Origin of the sequence: Clostridium sp. CS001 (assembly GCF_020443565.1) — a bacterium.
In the GTDB taxonomy this organism is placed as follows: Bacteria; Bacillota; Clostridia; order Clostridiales; family Clostridiaceae; genus Clostridium_AD.
In genome coordinates, this window is record NZ_JAIZZN010000004.1 from 1 (window position 1) to 22,096 (window position 22,096).

Consider the following 22,096-nt stretch of genomic DNA (forward strand, 5'->3'; position numbering starts at 1 on the left):
GTGTTAAACAACTTTAGTAGTATTAGTAATAATATGAAAAAGAACACTATGAATAAGGAATTAAACTTAGAAATTATAGTTTTATAACTTCTTATAAGTTTTAAGTAACGGTATAATTAGAGATGCGGAATGGTTAAATGATAAATATGTTAACCATATTTTATATGGGCTATTAAAAAGTGAGTGGAAGTCTTAATTTATTTGGGGGCTTTTAGCTCCAACTTGTAAGGGGTAGAATATGAAAAGATTTATGATTGGTCAATTCGATAGATTTGATATAAATAGGCAGAATAGAGATTTTAGGGAGTACTTTTGGGGAATTGAAGTTAACCAAATGGAGTCACTTTTAGAATTACAAGTATTAAAAGATAATATTATTAATAGAAATTTAAAAATTGGTATACATTTCCCTCTGTTGAAGAACCAATGGAGAGCAAGAGATCCTCAATATCTTTCTAAAGATAATAAAACATACAAAGAATCTATAAACTACTTGGAAAGTGAATTCTTAAGAGCTAAGGAGTTTAGTCCTGATTATATTCTATTACATTACCCCAAACCAGTTATTTTAGATAATAATGTTGATTGGTCATCATGGAGATTTTATGATGATACTGAATATTATTATGAATCAGAGATATCACACCAGTATTTAGAAGAGCGAAGTAGAAACTTTTTTGAAATATTATCTACCCAAGGTAAGAAACATAATTTTATTCCGGTATTAGAATTAGATGGCTTAAATAAATATATATATGAAACAGATTTGCTTGAACGTTTACTAGAAGAATACCCAACTATAAAATTATGTCTTGATTTTGGTAGAATACACTTACAAGATTGCATGGATGATAATTTTATAGCACTAGATATAATTAAAAAGTTTGGAAAGTACACTCATTTAGTACATTTGTGGAATGCTAAGGTTAATGAAAATGGACATTATCCAGCACTTAAGTCTTTGAAGGTTGCGGATGGATGGGGTGATATGGAGTCCTATTTTAAAACTTTGAATAAGGTAAATGATACTTATAAGGTACTATTTGAGCATAAATCTCATTTGATAAGTGATTTAGAACTTGAGGAATGTTATCAGTGGATTTCTGAGCTGGTTGATATATAGACTGATTGTGTTGAGCTATAGAATATAAACCAAGGAGTGTAAATTATCCTATTAAATATTGATTAAATAGAAAGTGGGGTTAAGATGAAAAAAGGTAAAATTATATTTTTAAATGGTACATCAAGCTCTGGAAAAAGTTCATTAGCAACAAAGATACAGGAAGTCTCACAAGAGAAATTTTTCCATGTCCAAATCGATACATTCTGCGATATGTTACATGAGAAAAATTTTGATGATGACTTTGTGAATTCTGAAAATTTAGCAGCTTCTATAATGCATAATTTTGTTTTTTCCTTATGTAAAAGCGGTGAGAATGTAATAGTTGATACAGTTATTGAAAATCAAAATAAACATTGGTTAAAAGAATGTGTAGATTTATTATATGACATGCCTGTTACTTTTTTAAAAGTAAATTGTCCTTTACATGAACTTGAAAGAAGGGAATTACAACGTGGAGATAGGCGTATAGGACAAGCAAAAGGACAGCTAAGTAATATGGATTTTAACGATATTTACGATCTAGAGGTAAATACATATGAAAATTCAACTGATGAATGTGTTAGCGTTATTATAAATCAAATGAAAATTGAGAATGAAAAATGCGCATTTAAAATGATACATGATAACTATAATATCTAAAGTTGTAAAACGAGAAAGGAATTATTATGAAAAGACGTAATGTAAAAAGCAAAAATAAGATATTATCTCTAATAAAAATTGTTACAATTTATTCTCCGTTTTATTTCACGATATGCTTAATGTTAACCATTGTAGAAGGATTAATGATGCCTTTTATGCTTTTTACAGTGGCAAAATTTATAGATGCAGCTATGACAGTAACGTCAGCAAATCCGGAAATTAGAACAATGTTAATATACTTAGGTTTTACAGTTATTGGTTATCTATATATGCAATTAGGCCCAGATGTTAGGCAATATAATTACGATTTATTAGAAGATAATTTGAGGATGAAATTTAAAGCAGATATTATTAAGGAGCAGTTTTCTATTGATTATTTGCTGTTTGAAGCTACTAAAACTCAAGACCTTTTGTTAAGAGTTACAAAAGATATTGAAATTAAGATACTACAAGTAATTCGCTCAGTTAATACTGCGATTTCAGTATTGATACAACTATTTGGCGTTCTTTATGCTGTTGCGACAGTCAACTTGTGGATTGTTTTCGTATATCTATTTAGTATTATTCCTACTATACTTCTCACATTCAGGAATGGTAGGGTTGTCTATGAAGAAGAAAAAAAAGTTGGATTTATTACAAGACAGATGAATTATTTGTCAGAGCTATTGGTTAACAGGGAAACGGTGAATGAAAGAGCTTTATTCGGATTTGCTCCCTCCCTTAACAAAAGATTTATGAAAGCGCACCTGTTTCGCTCAAACTATAATACTAAGGTTTTAGCTAAAGAGACATCAAGCAGTATGATGGTGAATGTTGCAAATAGTATTGCAGCTGTATTTATCATTTTTATGCTGGCACATCAACTACCCGGTGGTGCTTTATCAGTAGGTCTATTTACTTCTATAGTAGGGAGTATGATTAGTTTAAGTAAGATAGTTGCTTTTCATTCATCTGGATTGATTTTAGAATTCTCAAAACACTATGAGTATGCGAAAGATTTAGATGAGTATGCAAAACTGAAGAGAAGCAGTTTAGAAAGCTCAGAAGTTGTAAGGGCTATACAATTTGAAAGCATTATTATAAAAGACCTTTGGTTTAGGTATGAGGATTCTGGAGAATACATTTTAAAAGGGATTAACTTATCGCTCAATAGGGGGAAATCCTATTCACTAGTGGGACTAAATGGTGCTGGTAAATCTACCTTAGTAAAAATTATGGTCGGGTTATACAGTGATTATGAAGGTGAAATACTTCTAAATGGAAAGGATTTAAAGTCATATAACTTTGGAGATTTGAGAAGTATATTTTCTGTAGTTTCTCAGGACTTTGCCAAATATTATGTATCACTAAAAGAGAATATAACATTTGAAGATTCAAAAGCAGATATCAGCGAAGTAATTAGCTTCATGGAGTTAGAGGGGGTAGTCGACAATTTACCAAATAAAGAGCACAGTCATCTTGGCAAAATCTATGAGGATGGAAGTGATCTATCTGGAGGGGAATGGCAAAGGCTTGCCATTGCACGTGCTTTGTATTTGAATTCGCCTTTCATGATAATGGATGAACCCACTTCAAGTTTAAGCCCAACGGCTGAAAGTATGATTTATAACCAATTTTTAAACATTGCAAATGATAAGACCCTATTCATGATAACTCATAGGTTAGGTTCAACAAAAATAACTGATGAGATTATTGTACTTGATCAAGGAAAAATTATTGAAAAAGGAACTCATGAAGTATTAATGGTGAATGATAATGTCTATGCACAATTGTTTAGAAAGCAGGGTGAGATGTATGATTAATAAAAAGATTTCTGGGACCCAAGTTCTGAGAAAACTAATAAAATACACTTGGCATGCAAGCCCCACTACATTTGTTCTACTTGTTATCTCTTCCTTATTTATGAGTGCACTTGGATTTCTTGAAATTGTGTCAATAAAGACCTTGTTTGATAGTGCTGTAGATATTGCAGATGGTGCGGCAGTGAATTTGATTTATAAGCCTATCATAGGTTTACTAGCTATTCTGGTATTGTATCCTTTCGGTGAATGGCTTGAGTACATGGCAAATGGATATTTTTGGAGACGTGGTAGTGGATATATGAAATTCTTACACCATAATCGTATAAACCATATGAAGTCTATTGAGTTTGAAGATTCAACTAATATTGATGAGCTTAAAAAAGCAAGCCTTGGCAGTGAGGATGCTCCTAGTGGACTCCGTGTTATTGTACAGATCCTATTCCTATATATTCCGTATATTCTAAGTTTACTACTATATTTAGTGAATATAAATCCTGTGTTGGTACTTGTAATTGTGCTGATTTTCATTCCTACATTCTTATTAGAAAGAATTAGGGTAAAACAAAGTTTTGAGTTTGAAGATAAAATGGGCAACAGGAGAAGGAAAACTGAGTATTTTGAAAAATGTATGATATCAAAAGAGTACTTTAAAGAAACGTTGCTTAATGGTTCCTTTAAGTATTTCCATAGACTATTTACTGAGTCAAACAAAGAATTCAGTAAAGAATTTATTTCTACTAAAAGACACATCCTTAAGTCATCGGTGTTTATGAAGTTATTAAATGCTGTAGGATTCTTAAGTGTACTTATGCTCTTAGTGTATTTTGTTTACTCAGGGGTTATATCGATTGGTTTGTTTGCAGCTATTTATTACTCTATTTCCAAGATAACAACAATGTTAAGAAGAGCAATTGAAGACATGGGAGAAGCGCTTGTTGGTATTTCAAATACTTCGTTCTTAGTAAGGCTTCTTGATGATAATTGTGACTTAGGTATGGATGCCGATATTCCCAAAGATCAAGATATTCAATTAAGAGATGTAAGTTTTGCTTATCCAAATGCTAGCGGGAATGCGCTAAGAAACATTAATCTTACAATTAAAGCTGGAACATCCCTGGCAATTGTAGGGGAAAATGGTTCAGGGAAAAGCACATTGACGAAGGTAATTATGGGGTTATATGACCCTACAAAGGGTCAGGTTGTGCACGGAGACAAACCACTCCATCCTTATTCAAATGCTTCTAAGTTTAAAGGCATTAGTGCAGTTTTTCAAGATTTTGTTAAATACAAGTTGTCGGTAGAGGATAATGTCAAAATGAGTAATATCACATGTGAACTTGAAACCGAGGATGTTCTTGATAAAGCAGAGATAAATTTACCAGAATTAAATATCAAGGGTAACACAATTCTATCTAGGGAGTTTGGAGGTCAAGACCTTTCTGGTGGAGAATGGCAAAGAATTGCAATCGCCCGTGGACTTTACCGCCCGCATAATCTTATTGTCTTAGATGAACCTACTGCAGCCATTGACCCAATTGAGGAGGCTAATGTGTTTGAGTCTTTTAAAAGGATAAGTGCCCTGAAAACATGTGTCTTTGTAACTCATAGATTAGGTTCTACTAAAATTGCAGACAGAATTATAGTTATGGATAAAGGTGAAATAGTAGAAGAGGGAACACATTTAGAGCTGCTAAACATGCAAGGTAGGTATTATGAATTACTACAATCGCAAGCACAGTGGTATGAACGATAGGGCGTGTATACTAAATAATATATTTGGTTTAGTGGAAGAATTAGGTTTAAGATTACAATAAATAATTTGATTACTTATTAGGAGGCAAATATGAAGATATACATAACAAGACATGGTGAAACCGAATGGAATAAGGCTGGTAGAATGCAGGGCTGGAAAAACTCTGATTTATCCGAGAAAGGCATTGAAAATGCTAAAAAACTTGGAGAGAGTTTAAATCATGTAGATTTTGATTGTATCTACTGTAGTCCTCTAGGTAGAACTATTGAGACTGCTAAATGCATAAGGGGCAACAAAAACACAGAAATAATAACAAAAGAAGCTCTAAAAGAAATGGGATTTGGTTTGTGGGAAGGTATGGAGCATACAAAGGTGAAAGAATTATATGCAGCGCAGCATTTTAATCTTTGGAATAAACCTAATTTATATGAACCAGTACAAGGTGAAAGTTTTGAAGAATTGCTTTGTAGGACAAGAGAGGTATTAAATGAAATTATGAATAGTAAACATGAAAACATTTTAATTGTTTCGCATGCAATACTTATTAAAGCTATTTATGCAATAATTAAAAACTATTCACTAGAGGATTTTTGGAATCCACCTTTTATGCATGATACCTGTTTAACAGTATTAGAAATAAAAAATAATGAAGTTAGTATTATTTTGGAGGCAGATGTTTCACACTTGGATTGATTACATTATTATTTTTATAAGGAGGAATAATCGTGGATAATATCATTTATTCATGTACAAATGAATTTAATGAACATGATATAAAACATGTATATGAAGATGCAGGCTGGGTAGGTTACACGAAAGATTTATCCAAATTGATGAAAGCTATGAAATCATCTTTAATGATAGTCTCGGCCTGGGAAGGAATTAAGCTAGTTGGTCTAATTAGAGTTTTAGGAGATGGAATAACAATAATATATATTCAAGACATTCTAGTATTAAATTCATATAAAAGAAAAGGCATAGGTTCAAATCTTTTAAACTGTGTTTTAGATAAATATAAGCATGTAGATCAAAAGGTTCTATTAACAGATGACAGTGAAGAAACAAGAGGCTTTTATGAAAACAATGGATTTATTTCCTGTGATAAAGGAACTTTAGTGGCATTCACAAAATTTAATTAAGATTAACTATATATATTTTGAATAAGCTTAGAATTACTATATAAGGAAATGGAAATATTCATTTTCTTTTTAATTTGAAAGGATGTGTGCTCATAGTGAGATTTTATCTAATTAGTCACTCAGTACAGTTGAAATAATCTGTTAGCAGATTGTACTGAGGTTAAAATTATTTGCTAGCATTCTCAACTGTACTAATTTTTGATAAAAATTAAAAATTAGAAGGAGTGCAGTTATGAAATATTATTTAGAAATTTTAAACAAGAAGAAATTATTGGTTGCTGTTTACATATTGCTAGGAATAGTAATAGCAATGCTTAATGCATTTAGCGCTAACTATTTTCAAAAGGTATTAGATGGTTTTGGATATAAGACACTTACAATTCCGACAATATTTATTTATGGGTTTATATTATTACTTATTTGTTGCTTTAACTATTTTCATGAATATCCAAGTTGCAAATTGTCCCAAAGCATATACTTGGATTTTAAGTTGAAAGCATTGAGAAAAATAAGTACCATAGACTATCAATGCTATCAATCATTAGGGACAGGTAATTTAATTCAAAAGGTGGAAAATGGAGCTAATGCAGGCAAGAGTATATTGTTTGACTTTTACTTTCGATTATTTAGTGAATTGATTCCTAGTATAGTTTTCAGTTTGTTCTTCATTGCTAATATTGATAGTAATATTATGATTTATATTGCAATAGGTTATGTTCTTGTTTTTGTTATAACCAATATCTTACTGAAATACTTGTATAAAATTAAAGAACACATTTTAAATAATGAAGAAATTTTTAATAAATATATAGTTCGTGGGTTTATGGAATTGATAGTTTTTAGAACTAACAAAAGATTTGAGCATGAGATAGAACAATCAACAACTGCATCTAAAGCAATTGTAAAATCAAAGACCAAAATGAAGATGATTCATGAAGCATTCTTTGCTATTTTTGCATTGTTTATTACAATAATAAAGGTAGTTATTATATTTATTAGTTGGAAAAGCAATTCATTGTCAGTAGGTTCTGTAGTTGCCTTACTTATACTGATTGATAAGGCATATTCGCCCATTGCTATATTTAATGTATTGTTCGTGCAATTTAAATTAGATAAGATTGCATTTAGACGATATGAGAATTTATTGGATATGTCAGATGATGTTAGATTGAATTCCGGAAAGATAGTAAGTTCCGTTGAGGGGAGTATATCTTTTAATAATGTATGCTTTTTCTATAATGATAAGAATATCTTCAAGTATTTATCTTTTAATATACCTGCTGGAAGTTCAATTGCATTTGTGGGTGAAAGTGGCTGCGGAAAATCAACAATTGTTAAGCAAATCATGGGGCTTATTAGGCCAGATTCAGGGAGTATTTATATTGATAGTAATGATTTGTCAGAGCTTAACTTAAATTATTTTTACAATTACATTTCCTATACTTCACAGGAATCTCCTATTTTTGATGGAACCTTAAAGGAGAATATTGTTTTCGATAAGGATATTTCAGATGATAAAATTATTGAAGTATTAGAACGTGTTGGACTCGCATCATTTTATGCTGCTCTACCAAAAGGACTGCATACAGAAGTTGGCGAAAGAGGTGTTCTGATTTCCGGTGGAGAACGTCAAAGACTAGCCTTAGCTAGAGTATTCTTTGTGGATTCTAAAATTGTTATATTGGACGAGGCTACTTCAGCAATGGATAACGTTACAGAAGAATTAGTAATGAAAAATGTGATGAAATTCTTAAAAAATAAAACAATTATTATTATTGCACATCGCCTTGGTACAATAAAAAATGTTGATAAAATCTATGCATTCAAAGATGGTGAAATTGTTGGTGCGGGCGATTTTAAGGAGCTCTTAGATCATAACCAATATTTTATTAATTTATGGAATGCTTCAGTAAAAAATAATATATAGGTAAATACAATGTGACAAGTTTTTTTAAAGCAGCAGAAAAATTTCTTTTTAGTTAGCAGAAGAGAGAATCTGACAAATTATTTCTGCAGATTCTCTCTTATTTTATTAGCTTCAAATGAGCTATATTTTCCATGTTTCTAGCAGTAACTATTTCAACTGTTGCTAAATCTTTTCTCATTGCTTCGGTTTCACCCTTGATATGTGCTATATCATTAAACATTCTATCATGTTCAGATTTATTTACTTGAGCTAAGTGCTCTAATGCTCTTAATATTTGAGTATGTTCATCTAGCATCAAAGAATGATTATCTAACTTTTGAGTATGTGCATCCAATTTTTGAGTATGAGCATCTAATTTACTATTCATTTGTTTTAATAAGTCTAATATTTCCTTTTCCAAATAATTCACCACCATATCAAATATTTGTACTTGCAAAACATTATAACATTATAACATTATAATTATAGGTATTCAACAATATAACTTACTATTTGTCTGGTAAATATATCTAGCTAATACTCATAGATAGTCTCTATCTTTAGAATGTTGAGCTAAAATTATTCAAACATGTATGAAAAAACTTATCCATATTTACATTAACTTAGTATATTGTTATTATTAAACATTGAAACTATTCTTTCACAAAATATAATATCATAGAAGGATATAATTAATAGATTTTCAAGGGAGGAATTACCATGGAGCGAGTAACATTTACTAACTCAAATAATCTAACATTGGTGGGGAATCTCTACCCAGCAGTTAGTGATTCAATAATTATAATGTGTCATGGATTTACTTCTAACAAATACTCTAAAGGAAGGTTTGAAAGATTAATTAAAGTGCTTAATAAGTCAGGCTTTAGTGCCTTAGCTTTTGACTTTAGTGGTTGTGGAGAAAGTGACGATGATAGTTTGACAGTTGATAAAGAAGTAGATGATTTAAGAGCTGCAATTGAATTTGCAAAATCAAAAGGATACAAAAAAATTGCTTTATATGGCCATAGCCTTGGTTCACTAATATGCTTAAAATGTTATACTCCAGAAATAATGACAATGGTTTTATCTGGAGCATTAACTGACTCAATGCATTATAATTGGGAAGAAGTCTTTACAAAAGAGCAAATGCAAGAGTTAAAAGAAATTGGCTATATAACAGAGCCAACCACTAATGAATTACGGAAACATATTATAATTGACCAGCAAATGTTAATTGACTTTGAATTAATAAATCAAAGGGAACTTTTAAAAAATATTACTTGCCATGTGTTAATAATCCATGGCAATAATGGGGAAGAAGAAATTCTTCTTTGCGAAAGGTCTAGAAAAGCCATGACTTTGCTTTCCAACGACTCTGAGCTTAAAATTATTGATGGTGCTAATCATAGCTTTCTTGAACACTATGACATTTTAATTAATCTTGCTAATGATTGGTTCATTAAACATATTAATTGTTAAACTTATTAATTATATCAAAAATAGTGGGGGGCATTAAAACATGTATAATCCAAAAGAAATAAGTGAGTTTTATAATAATTATGGTGAACGCGAATGGGAGAGACTTGATTTATCAGCTTATGATAGAATTAATTATTACCTTCACATGCATTTTTTAAAAGAACATATTGGACAAGGCAAAAGGGTATTAGATGCTGGATGCGGAGCAGGAAGATTTAGTGTTCAAATAGCCCGATGTGGAAGTAATGTTACCCTCTTAGATATTTCATGTGAGCAGTTAAGGCTAGCTGAAAGTAAAATAAAAGAAGAAAACTTAGAATCAAATGTGGATGATATTATATTAGCGGATTTAAGAGATTTATCCATGATAGAGGATAACAAATTTGATACTGTAGTTTGTTATGGTGCACCATTAAATTATTTGCTAGAAAATAAAGAAAAAGCTATTAAAGAACTTGTTAGAGTTACAAAAAAAGGTGGAACTATTCTCATTAGTGTTAACAGCAAATGGGGAGTAATAAGATCTCAATTAGGAAGAGAAGATTTTGATTATGCATCTTTTTTTGGTAACCCAGATTATTGGTTTATAGACAAAGTAATAGATACTGGAGATTTACCAAAGCATGAACTGGTAACTCATCCTCCAAGACATTTCTTTGAAGCACAGGAACTTGAGGATTTATTAAATGACGCAGGACTTAAAAATATAATTTTAGGAGGAAGCCCCTGTGTTACTAGTGGATTCAGAAAATCGGCAGAGATGTTAGAAAAAGATGAAATAGCATGGAAAACCATACTGAGGTTAGAAGAAAAAGCCTATTGTACAAGAACTATGGTTGATAATGGAGAGTTTTTATTAGCTAAAGGTATAAAAAAATAAATTACATTATCAAAGGGGAATGTCATGTTAGATATAATCCAAAATCAACTACCACTTAAAGTGTCTGATAAATATTTCATTAGGCATATATACACTGACGACAGAGAAGATCTTTTTCAAATATATAGCAATGAAAAAATAGCAAAGTATGTTGTGCGAAAAACTCACAGCTCTATAACCGATACAGAGGAATTTATACAATTAATAAATCAGCGAGTAGAAGAAGGTAATAACCTGTATTTAGGTATTTGCATAAGAAAATCTAAAAAGCTCATTGGCATAATTCGATTCCTAGAAAAAGATGACCCAAGTACTATAACAATTGGATATGCACTAAATGAAGATTATTGGGGTCATGGTATAATCTACACAGTGGTAAACAACTTAGTAGAATTAATTAAGTTAGATGGAAAGTATACAAAAATGCGCGCAACAGTAAAACCTGAAAATATCAACTCACAAAGATGTGTTGAGAAACTTGGTTTTAAATTATATGAAAGATTTAGTAAAAGTGAAATTGTAGATAATAAAGAAATTGAAACTGAAAGACTATTATATTATAAAAGTTTATAATTATATTATTAGGAAGAAATTTATCTCATTATCCCTAAATAAACTTAAGAAAGGCTTGGTACTCATTATATGAAGGAAATCATTTTTGTAACAAGTAATAAAGGAAAATAAAAGTAAGCACATGGACTAAATCCTATTGGAGGAACTTAAAAATGGAAACATTTAAATATAATCAATATCTAAGAACTGTTGAACTATGTAGAAAAAATATAGATTCATTTTCTAAATACCCATTTTCATTAGAAGCAGTACGCAATTTATTTACTTTAGATTTGCATCCAAAAGTAACTTTTATTGTAGGTGAAAATGGTACTGGAAAGTCAACTATACTTGAAGCAGTTGCTACATCCTATGGATTTAATCCTGAAGGGGGCACAAAAAATTTTAATTTCTCCACTATGAGCACACATTCAGATTTGCATAAATACTTGAAATTAGTAAAGGGAGTAAGAAGGCCGGAAGATGGTTTTTTTCTAAGGGCAGAGAGCTTTTACAATGTTGCAACCAATATTGACGAATTAGACAAGTTTGGAAGAGGACCAAAGATTATAGATTCATATGGAGGACATTCATTGCATGAGCAATCACATGGTGAATCCTTTTTATCAGTATTTATTAATCGATTTAGAGGTAAAGGTTTGTATATTCTAGATGAACCCGAAGCAGCGTTATCGCCATCAAGACAAATGGCTATGCTTGCCAGAATGCATGAGTTAGTTCAAAAGGATTCTCAATTTATAATTGCTACTCATTCCCCAATTATAATGTCTTATCCGGATGCTATAATATACGAATTAAATAATGGATTTAAAGAAGTAGCATATAGAGATACTGAGCATTACCAGGTCATGAAGGAATTCATAAATAATACTGATAGAATGTTAAATATAATTATGGATTTGTAATTATATTTAACAACATTTTAGAACTTTAAGAACAATTGGAGGATGTATGGATTGTAATTATAAAGTAAAACCAATAACAAGTTTATACGAAAGTTGTGATAAATGTGGATTACCAAAAATAAATTGTATTTGTCATAAAGCACCTGAAGTTAATACTAATGCTAAGATTTGGATACTGTCAACGGAAAAAGAGTTTTATAGACCTTCTAACACTGCAAGGCTATTAAAACTAATTAATCCCAATTCAACTGAGATTTTTCTATGGGAAAGAACAAAAAAATCAGAGAAATTAATTGAGAACATAAATAATGAAAAATATGAACCATATTTACTATTTCCAATAGAAGATGATAATGAACAACATAGAAAAGTTGAATATGAAAATACAGGCAAAATCCCTGCATTTATTTTAATAGATGGTACATGGAAAGAAGCACGCAAAATACTTAGAAAAAGTGATTATTTAAATAACCTACCTAGGATTTCTTTAGAACCTAATTTTAAGTCCCAATATGATTTAAGAAGAGGTGCTGAGCAAGGAAACTTATGCACAATAGAAGCAGCAATAGAAGTATTAAAAATAAACAATGAACTTGAAAGTTCACAAGTTATATATAATTTTTATAATCTGTTTTTAAGGAGTTATAAAGCAGGAGCAAGTGGCCATATATTAAGGGATTAATAACAAGATAAACTAAAAATAAACTTGATTGAGAGGGAGTAAAATGATAAAAAAATTGGAAAAAGATTTAGAATCAAAGCCAAAGTTACACGGATATTATAATTCACCCATTGGTATTATTGAAATAACTGCAAATGATGAAGCTATTACTTCTTTGTATTTTGTAGAAGAAGAAACTATGGTTCCAAATGAATCAGCTATATTAGACCAGGCAATTATCCAAATTGATGAGTATTTTAAAGGTGATAGGAGAGTATTTGATTTAAAATGTGAGTTCACAGGAACTGACTTTCAAAAGAAGGTATGGAATGAGTTAATTAAAATACCATATGGTGAAACATTATCATATAAGGAGCTTGCAATTAAAATTGGAAATGAGAAATCAACAAGAGCCGTTGGAAATGCTAATGGTAAAAATGCCATTAGTATAATTGTGCCATGCCATAGGGTAATTGGCTCAGATAAGAGTTTAACAGGATATGCATGGGGAATAAGCAGAAAGCAGTGGCTTTTATCGCATGAGAAATCAATATAAGTTACTAAAAATGATTTTTCTGAATTCTAGGACATGGCTATGATGGATAAGGATATTTAATATTACAGCACCGCAGGTGATAATTTAACTGCCTTAAGGGGGATTTTAATGGGGAACAATATTTTAAATTTAACAAACAAAAAATTCAACAATGATATTAAAAAGATATTTATGCTCTCATGGCCAGTTATGGTAGGCATGATACTTCAAAGTCTTTTAGGTACAGTTGATACTTATTTCATATCAAAGCTTGGGACAAGCCAGGCAGCTGCAGCAGGTTTATCTAATTCAGCATCAGCTGTAATATTTGTAATGTCCACTCTTGTATCAGCCGGAACCGTTGCTCTTGTTTCAAGAAGTTATGGTGAGGGCAACATGGATGCAGTTAAGAAATTCAGTGGAGAGTCCTTTCTTTTATCTGCAATTTTCGGAACAATACTAAGTATAATATGTTATCTAAATACTGCAAACATTATTAATATGGTTTTTAACCCACATCCTAATGTAGCAGTTCTCGCCGAGCAATATTTATCTATAATTTTTATGGGAACATTGTTTGTATTTTTAAATTCAGCACTTAGGACAATTGTTCAATCTCTGGGGGACACATTAACACCACTTATAGTGTTCGGAATAGCAAATATCATAAATGCAATTCTTGATCCATTTTTTATGTTCACACTTAATCTTGGAATAAAAGGTGCGGCATTAGCAACAGTTATATCTATGATTTTCTCATGTGTTGCTATTAATATTATTATCATTAAAAAAATATACAATTCAAGTATAAAAGAATTTATATTAAGTTCGAAGTTAACATATGAAAACAGCATAAGAATATTAAAAATCGGAGGCTGGGCATGCCTTCAACAGGTTGCACGTCCAATTACGGGCATGCTTATGTTTAGTCTCATATATGTAATTGGAGGGTCTGAGGCAACTGCAGCTTTTGGAATAGGTGGACAGCTTTTTAATTATACCTTTATATTCCTTGTAGGTCTTTCTACTGCAATTTCAATAATGGTGGGACAAAGCCTTGGGAGAGGTGATGTAGATGGCTGTGATAGGATTATTAAAGAAGGGCTAAAGCTTGCATCTTTTAATATGATTCTATTTTCAATACCATATTTAATTTTTCCAGAGATAATAATGAAGTTTTTTATTAATGACCCATTAGTAATAACTATTGGAGCTCAATACTTAAGAATCGTATATGTTGGCCTTATTTTCGTGGTACCTACCATAATATATGGAGGTGTTTTTCAGGGTGCTGGAGATACTTTCCCACCTATGATATCTTCCATTATTGCAAATGTAGTTCTGAAACTACCTATTGCATATATACTGGCAAAAACATTAAAAGTTGGAACAAACGGTGTTTGGATTGCTGTTTCTTTATCAGTAATAATTGAGGCAGCTATAATAATGGTTTACTTCAAAACTAACAGATGGAAGGAGAAAATAATATGATAATAAAAACTAAGCCATCAAAGGCAATTACTCAGTATTTAAATACTAATAAAATTATTAATTTAAATATTTTAGGAGTAATCGAGAATGAACCAGAGGCTGAGATATATGTAGATAATGAGTATTCGCCTAATATAGTTCTTGTACGACATGAATACTTTAACTATATATACACAGAAAATGATGAACTTTTAGATGAAATGCTTGAAGGTTTATTTAAAGACAACTTTTATGGATTTTCGGGGGTTTATAGACCTCTTGCTGAGAAAATAAGAAAAAAATACACTCTTACCTGGGAAAGTAGATGTTCACTTCACTACCTTCCAGAAGAAAATTTGGATTTAAGTCTTATAAAAAATCCTGTGAAAGATATTGATTTAGAAGATGCTAAAACAGTAGATGAATTCTATACCTATAGATATCCAGGTAGTATTGAAAAAATCAAAAAAGATATTCTAAACAGACCAACCTCAGCTGTATATGTTAATGAGGATATTGCCTCTTGGGTACTTGTTCATGATGATAATTCAATGGGAATAATGTATACAAAGGAAGAATATCGAAAGAAAGGATATGCAGTTGACACCACCATAGATCTTGCTTTTAAAATTATAAGGCAAGGAAAAATTCCTTTTCTTCAAATAGTTAAAGCTAACACTATGTCTCCAGGCCTTGCTGCCAAATGTAACTTTGTATTCCATGGTTATTCAGATTGGTTCGGCATAATTGCAGGACTACCACAGGATCTTATAGATGTAAATAATAATAGTAAAACTAATCATCTTAAATCACTTGAAAACTTTGATTATATTAAAGACAAAAATCTAAGTTGTATGTATCTTCCAATGTACTGTTTTAAAGATGAATACGAAGAAGTTCAAGGGTTTAGCGTTGTAAAAGCAGTTGATATAGATCAGCTAGATACATGGTGTGAAACCTTTATCACTAGTATTGATTTAAGTGATGAAACAAAAGAATCCTTTAAAGAGATACTTTATAGAGCCGTTTCAAATAGTGATAATGGATATACTCTTTATATTGGAATGCTAAATGGTGGGTGCGTGTCTACAACTGCCTTTCATAAATTTGATGATGAAGTGTTAGGCTTATATTTTACAATTGTTAAAGGTAAAATTGGTAGAAATGAAATTAGAAGAGCTACAATTATGGAAGCTTTAAAGAGCGAAAATAATGGTTCTTTAGAGTTTGTAGTACTTCAAGAATCTAAAGAATATGTTAAAATGCTTGAGAAAATTGGATTTGTACACAGTAATTAATAAAAATGCTAGTAATTTAAAAACTACTAGCATTCTTATTTTTATAACCTACAATTAATTTTATGATTAAGGTCTTCAAGTGTGAGTGAATTGCAGTATAATAGGGTTTAAAAGAAAGAGGTGGATTTATATGGACAATGCAAGAATACTTCTAGTTGATGATGAAGAACGTATAAGGGATATGATAAAGGAATATACAAGCCTAGAAGATTATAATATAGACGAAGCATCCAATGGCATAGAAGCTTTAGAGCTATTTAAACAGCATAAATATTCACTTATTATATTAGATGTTATGATGCCTAAAATAGATGGTTTTACAGTTTGTAGGGAAATCCGCAAGACATCAAATGTTCCTGTAATTATGCTTACTGCAAGGGGAGAGGAATATGATAAACTTTTCGGTTTTGAGCTTGGCGTTGATGATTACATAATAAAACCTTTTAGCCCAAAGGAACTTCTTGCACGTATGAAAGCAATAATCCGAAGAAGCTCTAGTGCTGACATTGAAGCTGAAAAAGAAAATATAGTTACCTTAGATGGGCTTGTTGTAGATTTTGATTCAAGAAATACTTATGTGAACGGTAATATAGTTACACTTACGCCTAAAGAATATAGTTTACTTATTTTTTTAATAAAGAACTCCAATAGAGTATTTTCAAGAGAGCAACTACTCAATGAAGTTTGGGGATATGACTTTATTGGTGATGACAGAACTGTAGACACACATATAAAAATGCTACGCGTAAGTATAAAAGAATATAGAAAATATATTGTTACAGTTTGGGGCACAGGTTATAAGTTTGAGGTGGGTGGAAAAAATGAAAAGCATAGCTCTTAAACTGTGGTCCGGAATGATAGCACTTGTTGTAATAATGCTTGTTATGCTATGGATTTTTCAAATTGTGTTCTTGGAAAAATTTTATACTGGAATAAAAATTTCAGAGGTGAAAAACAAAGGATACTCTATTATCAATAAGTTAGAGGCAGAGGAGAACATAGATTTAGAAACCACCTTAGAAAGTTTTGTTAATGAAACTAATTCTAGTGTTGAATTTTTAGATTCAAATGGAGAAACGCTCTATAACGTAGCTTCAAATAGCAGTAATTCTCAGATGCCTATGTCGATGAATAATTCAAGATCTGATGCTATTAATGACATTGTTTCCGAAAAAGAAGTAATTTTATCTTTAGTTCATCCTAAATTCCACAACACCTTTATACTTATTGGATTACCTCTTAAGATGCAAAATGAATTTAAAGGAGGTCTCCTTATAAGCTTGCCTTTAGCTCCTGTAAATGATACAGCTTCTATATTGAAAGTGCAGCTATTTTACATCACATTAATTCTTCTTTTCACAGCTTTGATATTTGCTTATTTCTTGTCGAGAAGCTTTACGAGACCTATACTTGAAATTACAAAAGTCTCCGAAGAAATGGCTTCAGGCAATTTCTCTGTTAAAATCAAGTCTAAAAACAGAGATGAGATTGGTAGACTTGCATCAACTATTAATTATATGGGGGAAGAGCTTTCGAAAATAGAACAACTCAGAAGGGACCTTATTGCTAACGTGTCTCATGAACTGCGAACACCCTTAAGTCTAATCAGAGGTTATGCTGAGACAATTAGAGATGTCACAGGGGATTTTCCTGAAAAGCGTGAAAAACAGCTTGGAATTATTATAGAGGAATCAGAGAGACTGGGACTCATCGTTAATGACATTCTAGATTTATCTCAAATACAAGCCGGCTATGTTAATCTAAATAAAACTCAGTTTAATATAAATATTCTTTTGAAAAGAGTCATTAAGAAGTTTGAGATTTTAAGTGAGAAAAACGGAGTGGATATAGATCTTGAAACTCATGGTGATGTCATAGTAGAGGCAGATGAAATCAGAATAGAACAGGTCATGTATAACCTTGTAAATAACGCTTTCAACCATACTGAAAGATCTGGGCATATAGTTATAAAAGCAATAGAAAATGAAGAATCTATTAGGATTGAAGTTGCAGATACTGGAATAGGTATATCAGAAGAAGACTTAAATCATATATGGGACAGATTTTATAAAGCAGATAAAATTGAAAATCTAAAAGCCACAGGTACAGGTATTGGACTTACTATTGTAAAGACTATTCTAGAATCACAGAATTTTAAATATGGAGTAGAGAGTACCAAAGGAATTGGAACTATGTTTTGGTTGGAGATTAAAAAATAATGTTTATAATTTCACTATTAATTCTTTGTTCTAACATACTTCTATCACAATTGGACCTTATACTAAATATATAAACCAAATAAAAATATTAAGGAGTGTGTATTTATGAAAAACATAAAAAAAATAGTTCTATCCCTTGCAGTGGTAAGCGTACTAAGTAGTAGTGTTGTTTTCGCAGTAGTGTCAGCAAAAACACCAGCAGAGATTACTTCTGGCATAACAGGAAAGACAGTAGGAGAAGTTACAAAACAGAAAGCTACAGGAAAGACATATGGAACAATTGCAAATGAAGCAGGAAAGCTAGAAGAGTTTAAAGCAGATATTCTTTTGCAGAAAAAAGCAATACTAGATCAAAGAGTAAAAGACGGTAGTCTAACTCAAGGGTCAGCCGATGAAATTTATAATTCTATTAAGACTAATCAAACTACTTGTGATGGAACAGGTAGTGCAGGAATAGGTAAGATGAATGGTGTAGGCTTTGGACAAGGTATGAAAGGTCAAGGTCAATGAATGGGTAAAGGACAAGCAAATGGTACTGGATGCATGACACAAGGAACTACAAATTAAAAAGTGACTTTCATTTAAGAAAATTCGAATTCAAAAAACGACTTTAAGGTCGTTTTTTTTACGTTTTACGAGTAAATGTAACTTTTCTAGATATTCTATCGTCTAAAGAGTATAGGAACTTCTAAAAAAGAATTATAAAATAAAAGGAGAGATATTATGAAAAAATTTATTGTTTTTGGTATAGTTAGTGTAATTGCAGTTGTAATGCTTGTAGGATGCAAAAGTAATGATGTAACTGAAAAACCGCCAGTAGTAAGTGCCAAATTAATGGCTCCAACTGTTATTGGAGATGTAAAAGAAGTGAAGGCAGATGGTAATCAAATCTTAGTTGATTCCACAGCAGATAGTGTTAAAGGACAAATTTGGGTAAGCATAGATGATAAAACTAACTTCTTTGAAAATGTTAGTGAAGGAACTTCTATTCCTTATAAAAATGTGAGTCGTAACTTTGTAGTTGGCAACCATGTAGAAATTTTTATTGAGGGTGGGATAAAGGAATCATATCCTATGCAAGGAACAGCTACTGCAGTTTATATCAATGAAACTAAGAAGTAACTATTGCGATTAATAAAAGAAAAATAAAACCTAAGTGATTTATCAAAAAATCATTTAGGTTTTATTTGTATGTTAATTATAACATTAGTTTCAATATAATGTTATAATTAACTTCAGAAATATTTACCTTAGAGTAAAAAATATGTATTTAGTGAGGTGTTAATATGGAAGTTATTACAAGACAGATATCGCTTGATCAAATAGAAGTTTTAAGAGAACCATTAGATAAACTTCATGAATACCATAACAGTAAGTCAAAATATTTTTCTGGCAGTTATCCACGGCTTACTTTTGAAAATCGTATAGAGAAATATAGAAAAAATGCAAAATCAGGAGAGTACAGAATAGAATTATTGACTGACCCAGAAACAAACAATATTATAGGGTTTTGCATAGCCTATAGTAAAAAAATAATTGGAAAGCTAGAAGTACTTTTCATTGATGAAAAGTACCGTAGAAATGGATTTGGTGTAAAATTAATGGATAGTGCTATGAAATGGTTTGATGAAAATCATATAACCGATATAGAACTTACTGTAGTTTATGGCAACGAAGCAGTATCCTTTTATCAAAAACTTGGATTTTATCCACGTTCAATTATTATGACAACGAGATTATGATTATAAAAGGGGTGAACTAGATAATGTTCAATATACGTCGTGCTAGTATATGTGACTCTAAAACCTTGACTAATCTAGCTATAGAGTCTGAGTCATATTGGGGTTATGATTATGCCTTCATGGAAAAATTTAAGTCTATATATAAAGTTACTGAAGAATTTATAAGTAATAATCCAACCTATGTTATCTATGAAGATAAAAATATACATGGATTTTATGGAGTTTTGATTGGTGAAAATAAAGTTTCCTTAGAATATCTTTTTATAATTCCTAAAAGTATAGGTATGGGATATGGAAAGTCACTATGGAATCATATGCTTAAAACCTGTGAGGATTTAGGTATAAAGGAGTTTGAAATAGTAACAAGTCCAAAAGCAAAAGATTTTTATGTGAAGCTGGGAGCAAAACCAGTTGGTGAAGTAGATTCTCTTGTTATAAAAGGACGTAAAATACCAAGATTAATTTATACACTAAAATAATGTGACATTAGATACATTAAAGAATAAAGGAGCGATGTCAATGTGGTCTGATTTAAATGGTATTTGGAAGGAAGCCTTTAGTTTAGCTTGGGAATCATATAGTAAGAATACGATTCCAATCGGTGCAGTTATAGTAGATCTACAAGGCAATATTGTTTCAAGGGGCAGAAATAGGATTTATGATGAAGAAAGTAAAAACCCACTTGCTGGTACCTATATGGCACATGCTGAAATGACTGCCATGATTACTCTAAAAGAAAAAGAACATCCAGATATAAAGAAGTATACCTTATATACAACTATGGAACCATGCCCAATGTGTTTTGGAACTATGGTTATGATGGGTATAAGAACTTTAAGATATGCTGCTAGGGATGGGTTTGCCGGTGCTGCTGAACTTAATGATAAAATGGACTATATTCACAATAAACAAATTAATATACATAGGTCAGGTTCTGAATTAGAAGTATTTCAAATTTGCATACAAGCCTCTTATGAATATACTAGAAAGCATGATAGAATAGAAGAAATATTAGATTCTTGGAGATCTTATTGTAGTGATGGTGTTGATTTAGCAAAGAATTTATATAAGGACGGGTACTTTAAGAATGCAATAGCTACAAATAAATCCATTGAAGAAATTTATGATTACGTAATTAGTAGGTATAAAGAAAGCATTTGATGTATAATTAAATCACTTTCATGCAGCTTATTACTACTAGGAAGGGGTGTATTATGCAACCTTTTACAGAAAGAGTTTTAGAAATTATAAAAAGCATACCTGAGGGCAAAGTTATGACCTACGGTAAAATAGCAACACTTGCTGGAAGTCCTAGGGGAGCTAGGCAGGTAGTTAGAGTTTTACATACTTTAACGCAGAAACATAACCTTCCTTGGCACAGGGTCATAAACTCAAAAGGGGAAATAGGAATAAAGGATTTTGAGTCTCACAATTTTCAAAAAATGCTTCTTCTAAATGAAGGTGTAAAATTTACAAGTGAGAACACTATAAATCTAAATGAATTTCAATTTCATGGATACGATATATTGAAAGAACCCGATTTTGAGTGGTGAATAATTAGGATAAAAAAACAAAAATACTCCATAATAACTTAGGGAGTATTTTGCTGCTTCTATAATATCGTCATGGAAGATACTTTTATAGAAGTATATCCTATTTATTTTTATTTCTAAATATAAATACAATAATATTTACTGCGGATACGCCTACTAGAATGTATATAGCTCTAGCAAGGAAGGGAACGGAACCGAAGATAAAGCTAACTAGATTAAAGTTTAATAATCCTAAAAGACCCCAGTTTAATGCACCAACCAATACAAGTATGAACGAAATTTTGTCTACAAGACTAAGTTTATACATATTTTACCCCCAAACTATTATAATTGTTCTATTGTATAAATTATATTAAAGATATAATATTTTAGAACTACTTTATTATTTCTATAAAACACATATAATAAAAGTATATAAA

The 22,096-nt window shown here is 31.0% G+C and carries 25 protein-coding genes; 23 read left to right on the forward strand and 2 right to left on the reverse strand.

From position 1 onward, the window contains the following. Positions 1-238 precede the first annotated feature (238 nt). From LGK97_RS04000 to LGK97_RS04030, 7 genes are all read left to right on the forward strand, one after another. A complete protein-coding gene (locus LGK97_RS04000) occupies positions 239-1,123 on the forward strand; it encodes a sugar phosphate isomerase/epimerase (protein ID WP_226258458.1) in 885 nt (294 codons plus the stop codon). Positions 1,124-1,207: 84 nt separating this feature from the next. Beyond that, complete coding sequence (locus LGK97_RS04005; protein WP_226258459.1) at positions 1,208-1,762, forward strand: chloramphenicol phosphotransferase CPT family protein; 555 nt, start codon at positions 1,208-1,210, stop codon at positions 1,760-1,762. Between the two features lie 26 nt (positions 1,763-1,788). Next, positions 1,789-3,564 (forward strand): ABC transporter ATP-binding protein, encoded by a 1,776-nt coding sequence (locus tag LGK97_RS04010; RefSeq protein ID WP_226258460.1) that lies wholly within the window; start codon positions 1,789-1,791, stop codon positions 3,562-3,564. Continuing rightward, complete coding sequence (locus LGK97_RS04015) at positions 3,557-5,317, forward strand: ABC transporter ATP-binding protein (RefSeq protein ID WP_226258461.1); 1,761 nt, start codon at positions 3,557-3,559, stop codon at positions 5,315-5,317. Before LGK97_RS04010 ends, LGK97_RS04015 begins: the two co-directional genes overlap by 8 nt. A 90-nt stretch (positions 5,318-5,407) precedes the next feature. Continuing rightward, positions 5,408-6,010, forward strand: a complete 603-nt coding sequence (locus LGK97_RS04020) for a histidine phosphatase family protein (protein ID WP_226258462.1) — start codon at positions 5,408-5,410, stop codon at positions 6,008-6,010. A 32-nt stretch (positions 6,011-6,042) separates the two neighbouring features. Then, the gene (locus LGK97_RS04025; RefSeq protein ID WP_226258463.1) at positions 6,043-6,456 is read left to right on the forward strand and encodes a GNAT family N-acetyltransferase; all 414 of its coding nucleotides are present in this window, start codon (positions 6,043-6,045) and stop codon (positions 6,454-6,456) included. 232 nt (positions 6,457-6,688) lie between these two features. After that, positions 6,689-8,383 carry an ABC transporter ATP-binding protein gene (locus LGK97_RS04030; RefSeq protein WP_226258464.1) on the forward strand — a complete coding sequence of 565 codons (1,695 nt, stop codon included), beginning with the start codon at positions 6,689-6,691 and terminating at the stop codon, positions 8,381-8,383. Positions 8,384-8,480: 97 nt separating this feature from the next. Here the strand turns inward: LGK97_RS04030 and LGK97_RS04035 are convergent, their stop codons facing one another. Continuing rightward, complete coding sequence (locus LGK97_RS04035; protein ID WP_413228417.1) at positions 8,481-8,792, reverse strand: hypothetical protein; 312 nt, start codon at positions 8,790-8,792, stop codon at positions 8,481-8,483. Between the two features lie 290 nt (positions 8,793-9,082). Here LGK97_RS04035 and LGK97_RS04040 point away from each other — a divergent pair, with 290 nt between their 5' ends. The 16 genes from LGK97_RS04040 (at position 9,083) to LGK97_RS04115 (ending at position 21,677) form a co-directional block, all read left to right on the forward strand. Continuing rightward, positions 9,083-9,841, forward strand: coding sequence for an alpha/beta hydrolase (locus LGK97_RS04040; protein ID WP_226258466.1), 759 nt, complete (start codon positions 9,083-9,085; stop codon positions 9,839-9,841). A 40-nt stretch (positions 9,842-9,881) separates the two neighbouring features. Further along, positions 9,882-10,721, forward strand: a complete 840-nt coding sequence (locus LGK97_RS04045; protein ID WP_226258467.1) for a class I SAM-dependent methyltransferase — start codon at positions 9,882-9,884, stop codon at positions 10,719-10,721. Positions 10,722-10,745: 24 nt separating this feature from the next. Beyond that, positions 10,746-11,294: a GNAT family N-acetyltransferase gene (locus LGK97_RS04050; protein ID WP_226258468.1), complete on the forward strand. Its 549-nt coding sequence runs from the start codon at positions 10,746-10,748 to the stop codon at positions 11,292-11,294. 152 nt (positions 11,295-11,446) lie between these two features. Then, positions 11,447-12,199, forward strand: coding sequence for an AAA family ATPase (locus LGK97_RS04055; protein WP_226258469.1), 753 nt, complete (start codon positions 11,447-11,449; stop codon positions 12,197-12,199). A 46-nt stretch (positions 12,200-12,245) separates the two neighbouring features. Beyond that, positions 12,246-12,881 carry a tRNA-uridine aminocarboxypropyltransferase gene (locus LGK97_RS04060; RefSeq protein WP_226258470.1) on the forward strand — a complete coding sequence of 212 codons (636 nt, stop codon included), beginning with the start codon at positions 12,246-12,248 and terminating at the stop codon, positions 12,879-12,881. Positions 12,882-12,924: 43 nt separating this feature from the next. Continuing rightward, the gene (locus tag LGK97_RS04065; RefSeq protein ID WP_226258471.1) at positions 12,925-13,416 is read left to right on the forward strand and encodes a methylated-DNA--[protein]-cysteine S-methyltransferase; all 492 of its coding nucleotides are present in this window, start codon (positions 12,925-12,927) and stop codon (positions 13,414-13,416) included. A 108-nt stretch (positions 13,417-13,524) separates the two neighbouring features. Beyond that, positions 13,525-14,886: an MATE family efflux transporter gene (locus LGK97_RS04070; RefSeq protein WP_226258472.1), complete on the forward strand. Its 1,362-nt coding sequence runs from the start codon at positions 13,525-13,527 to the stop codon at positions 14,884-14,886. Next, positions 14,883-16,163, forward strand: a complete 1,281-nt coding sequence (locus LGK97_RS04075) for a GNAT family N-acetyltransferase (protein ID WP_226258473.1) — start codon at positions 14,883-14,885, stop codon at positions 16,161-16,163. Before LGK97_RS04070 ends, LGK97_RS04075 begins: the two co-directional genes overlap by 4 nt. 130 nt (positions 16,164-16,293) lie before the next feature. Beyond that, the gene (locus LGK97_RS04080) at positions 16,294-17,004 is read left to right on the forward strand and encodes a response regulator transcription factor (RefSeq protein ID WP_226258474.1); all 711 of its coding nucleotides are present in this window, start codon (positions 16,294-16,296) and stop codon (positions 17,002-17,004) included. Continuing rightward, positions 16,985-18,382, forward strand: coding sequence for a sensor histidine kinase (locus LGK97_RS04085; protein WP_226258475.1), 1,398 nt, complete (start codon positions 16,985-16,987; stop codon positions 18,380-18,382). Before LGK97_RS04080 ends, LGK97_RS04085 begins: the two co-directional genes overlap by 20 nt. Before the next feature lie 105 nt (positions 18,383-18,487). Next, positions 18,488-18,892 carry a hypothetical protein gene (locus LGK97_RS04090; protein WP_226258476.1) on the forward strand — a complete coding sequence of 135 codons (405 nt, stop codon included), beginning with the start codon at positions 18,488-18,490 and terminating at the stop codon, positions 18,890-18,892. Positions 18,893-19,105: 213 nt separating this feature from the next. Beyond that, on the forward strand, positions 19,106-19,504 hold the full coding sequence (locus LGK97_RS04095; RefSeq protein WP_226258477.1) for a DUF3221 domain-containing protein: 399 nt from the start codon (positions 19,106-19,108) through the stop codon (positions 19,502-19,504). Between the two features lie 164 nt (positions 19,505-19,668). Further along, positions 19,669-20,124, forward strand: a complete 456-nt coding sequence (locus LGK97_RS04100; protein WP_226258478.1) for a GNAT family N-acetyltransferase — start codon at positions 19,669-19,671, stop codon at positions 20,122-20,124. 23 nt (positions 20,125-20,147) lie between these two features. After that, on the forward strand, positions 20,148-20,603 hold the full coding sequence (locus tag LGK97_RS04105) for a GNAT family N-acetyltransferase (RefSeq protein ID WP_226258479.1): 456 nt from the start codon (positions 20,148-20,150) through the stop codon (positions 20,601-20,603). A gap of 40 nt (positions 20,604-20,643) precedes the next feature. After that, positions 20,644-21,285: a nucleoside deaminase gene (locus tag LGK97_RS04110; protein ID WP_226258480.1), complete on the forward strand. Its 642-nt coding sequence runs from the start codon at positions 20,644-20,646 to the stop codon at positions 21,283-21,285. A 53-nt stretch (positions 21,286-21,338) separates the two neighbouring features. Beyond that, a complete protein-coding gene (locus tag LGK97_RS04115; RefSeq protein WP_226258481.1) occupies positions 21,339-21,677 on the forward strand; it encodes an MGMT family protein in 339 nt (112 codons plus the stop codon). A gap of 100 nt (positions 21,678-21,777) precedes the next feature. Here LGK97_RS04115 and LGK97_RS04120 read toward each other — a convergent pair whose 3' ends face one another. Beyond that, positions 21,778-21,984: a DUF378 domain-containing protein gene (locus LGK97_RS04120; protein WP_226258482.1), complete on the reverse strand. Its 207-nt coding sequence runs from the start codon at positions 21,982-21,984 to the stop codon at positions 21,778-21,780. Between the last annotated feature and the right edge of the window lie 112 nt (positions 21,985-22,096).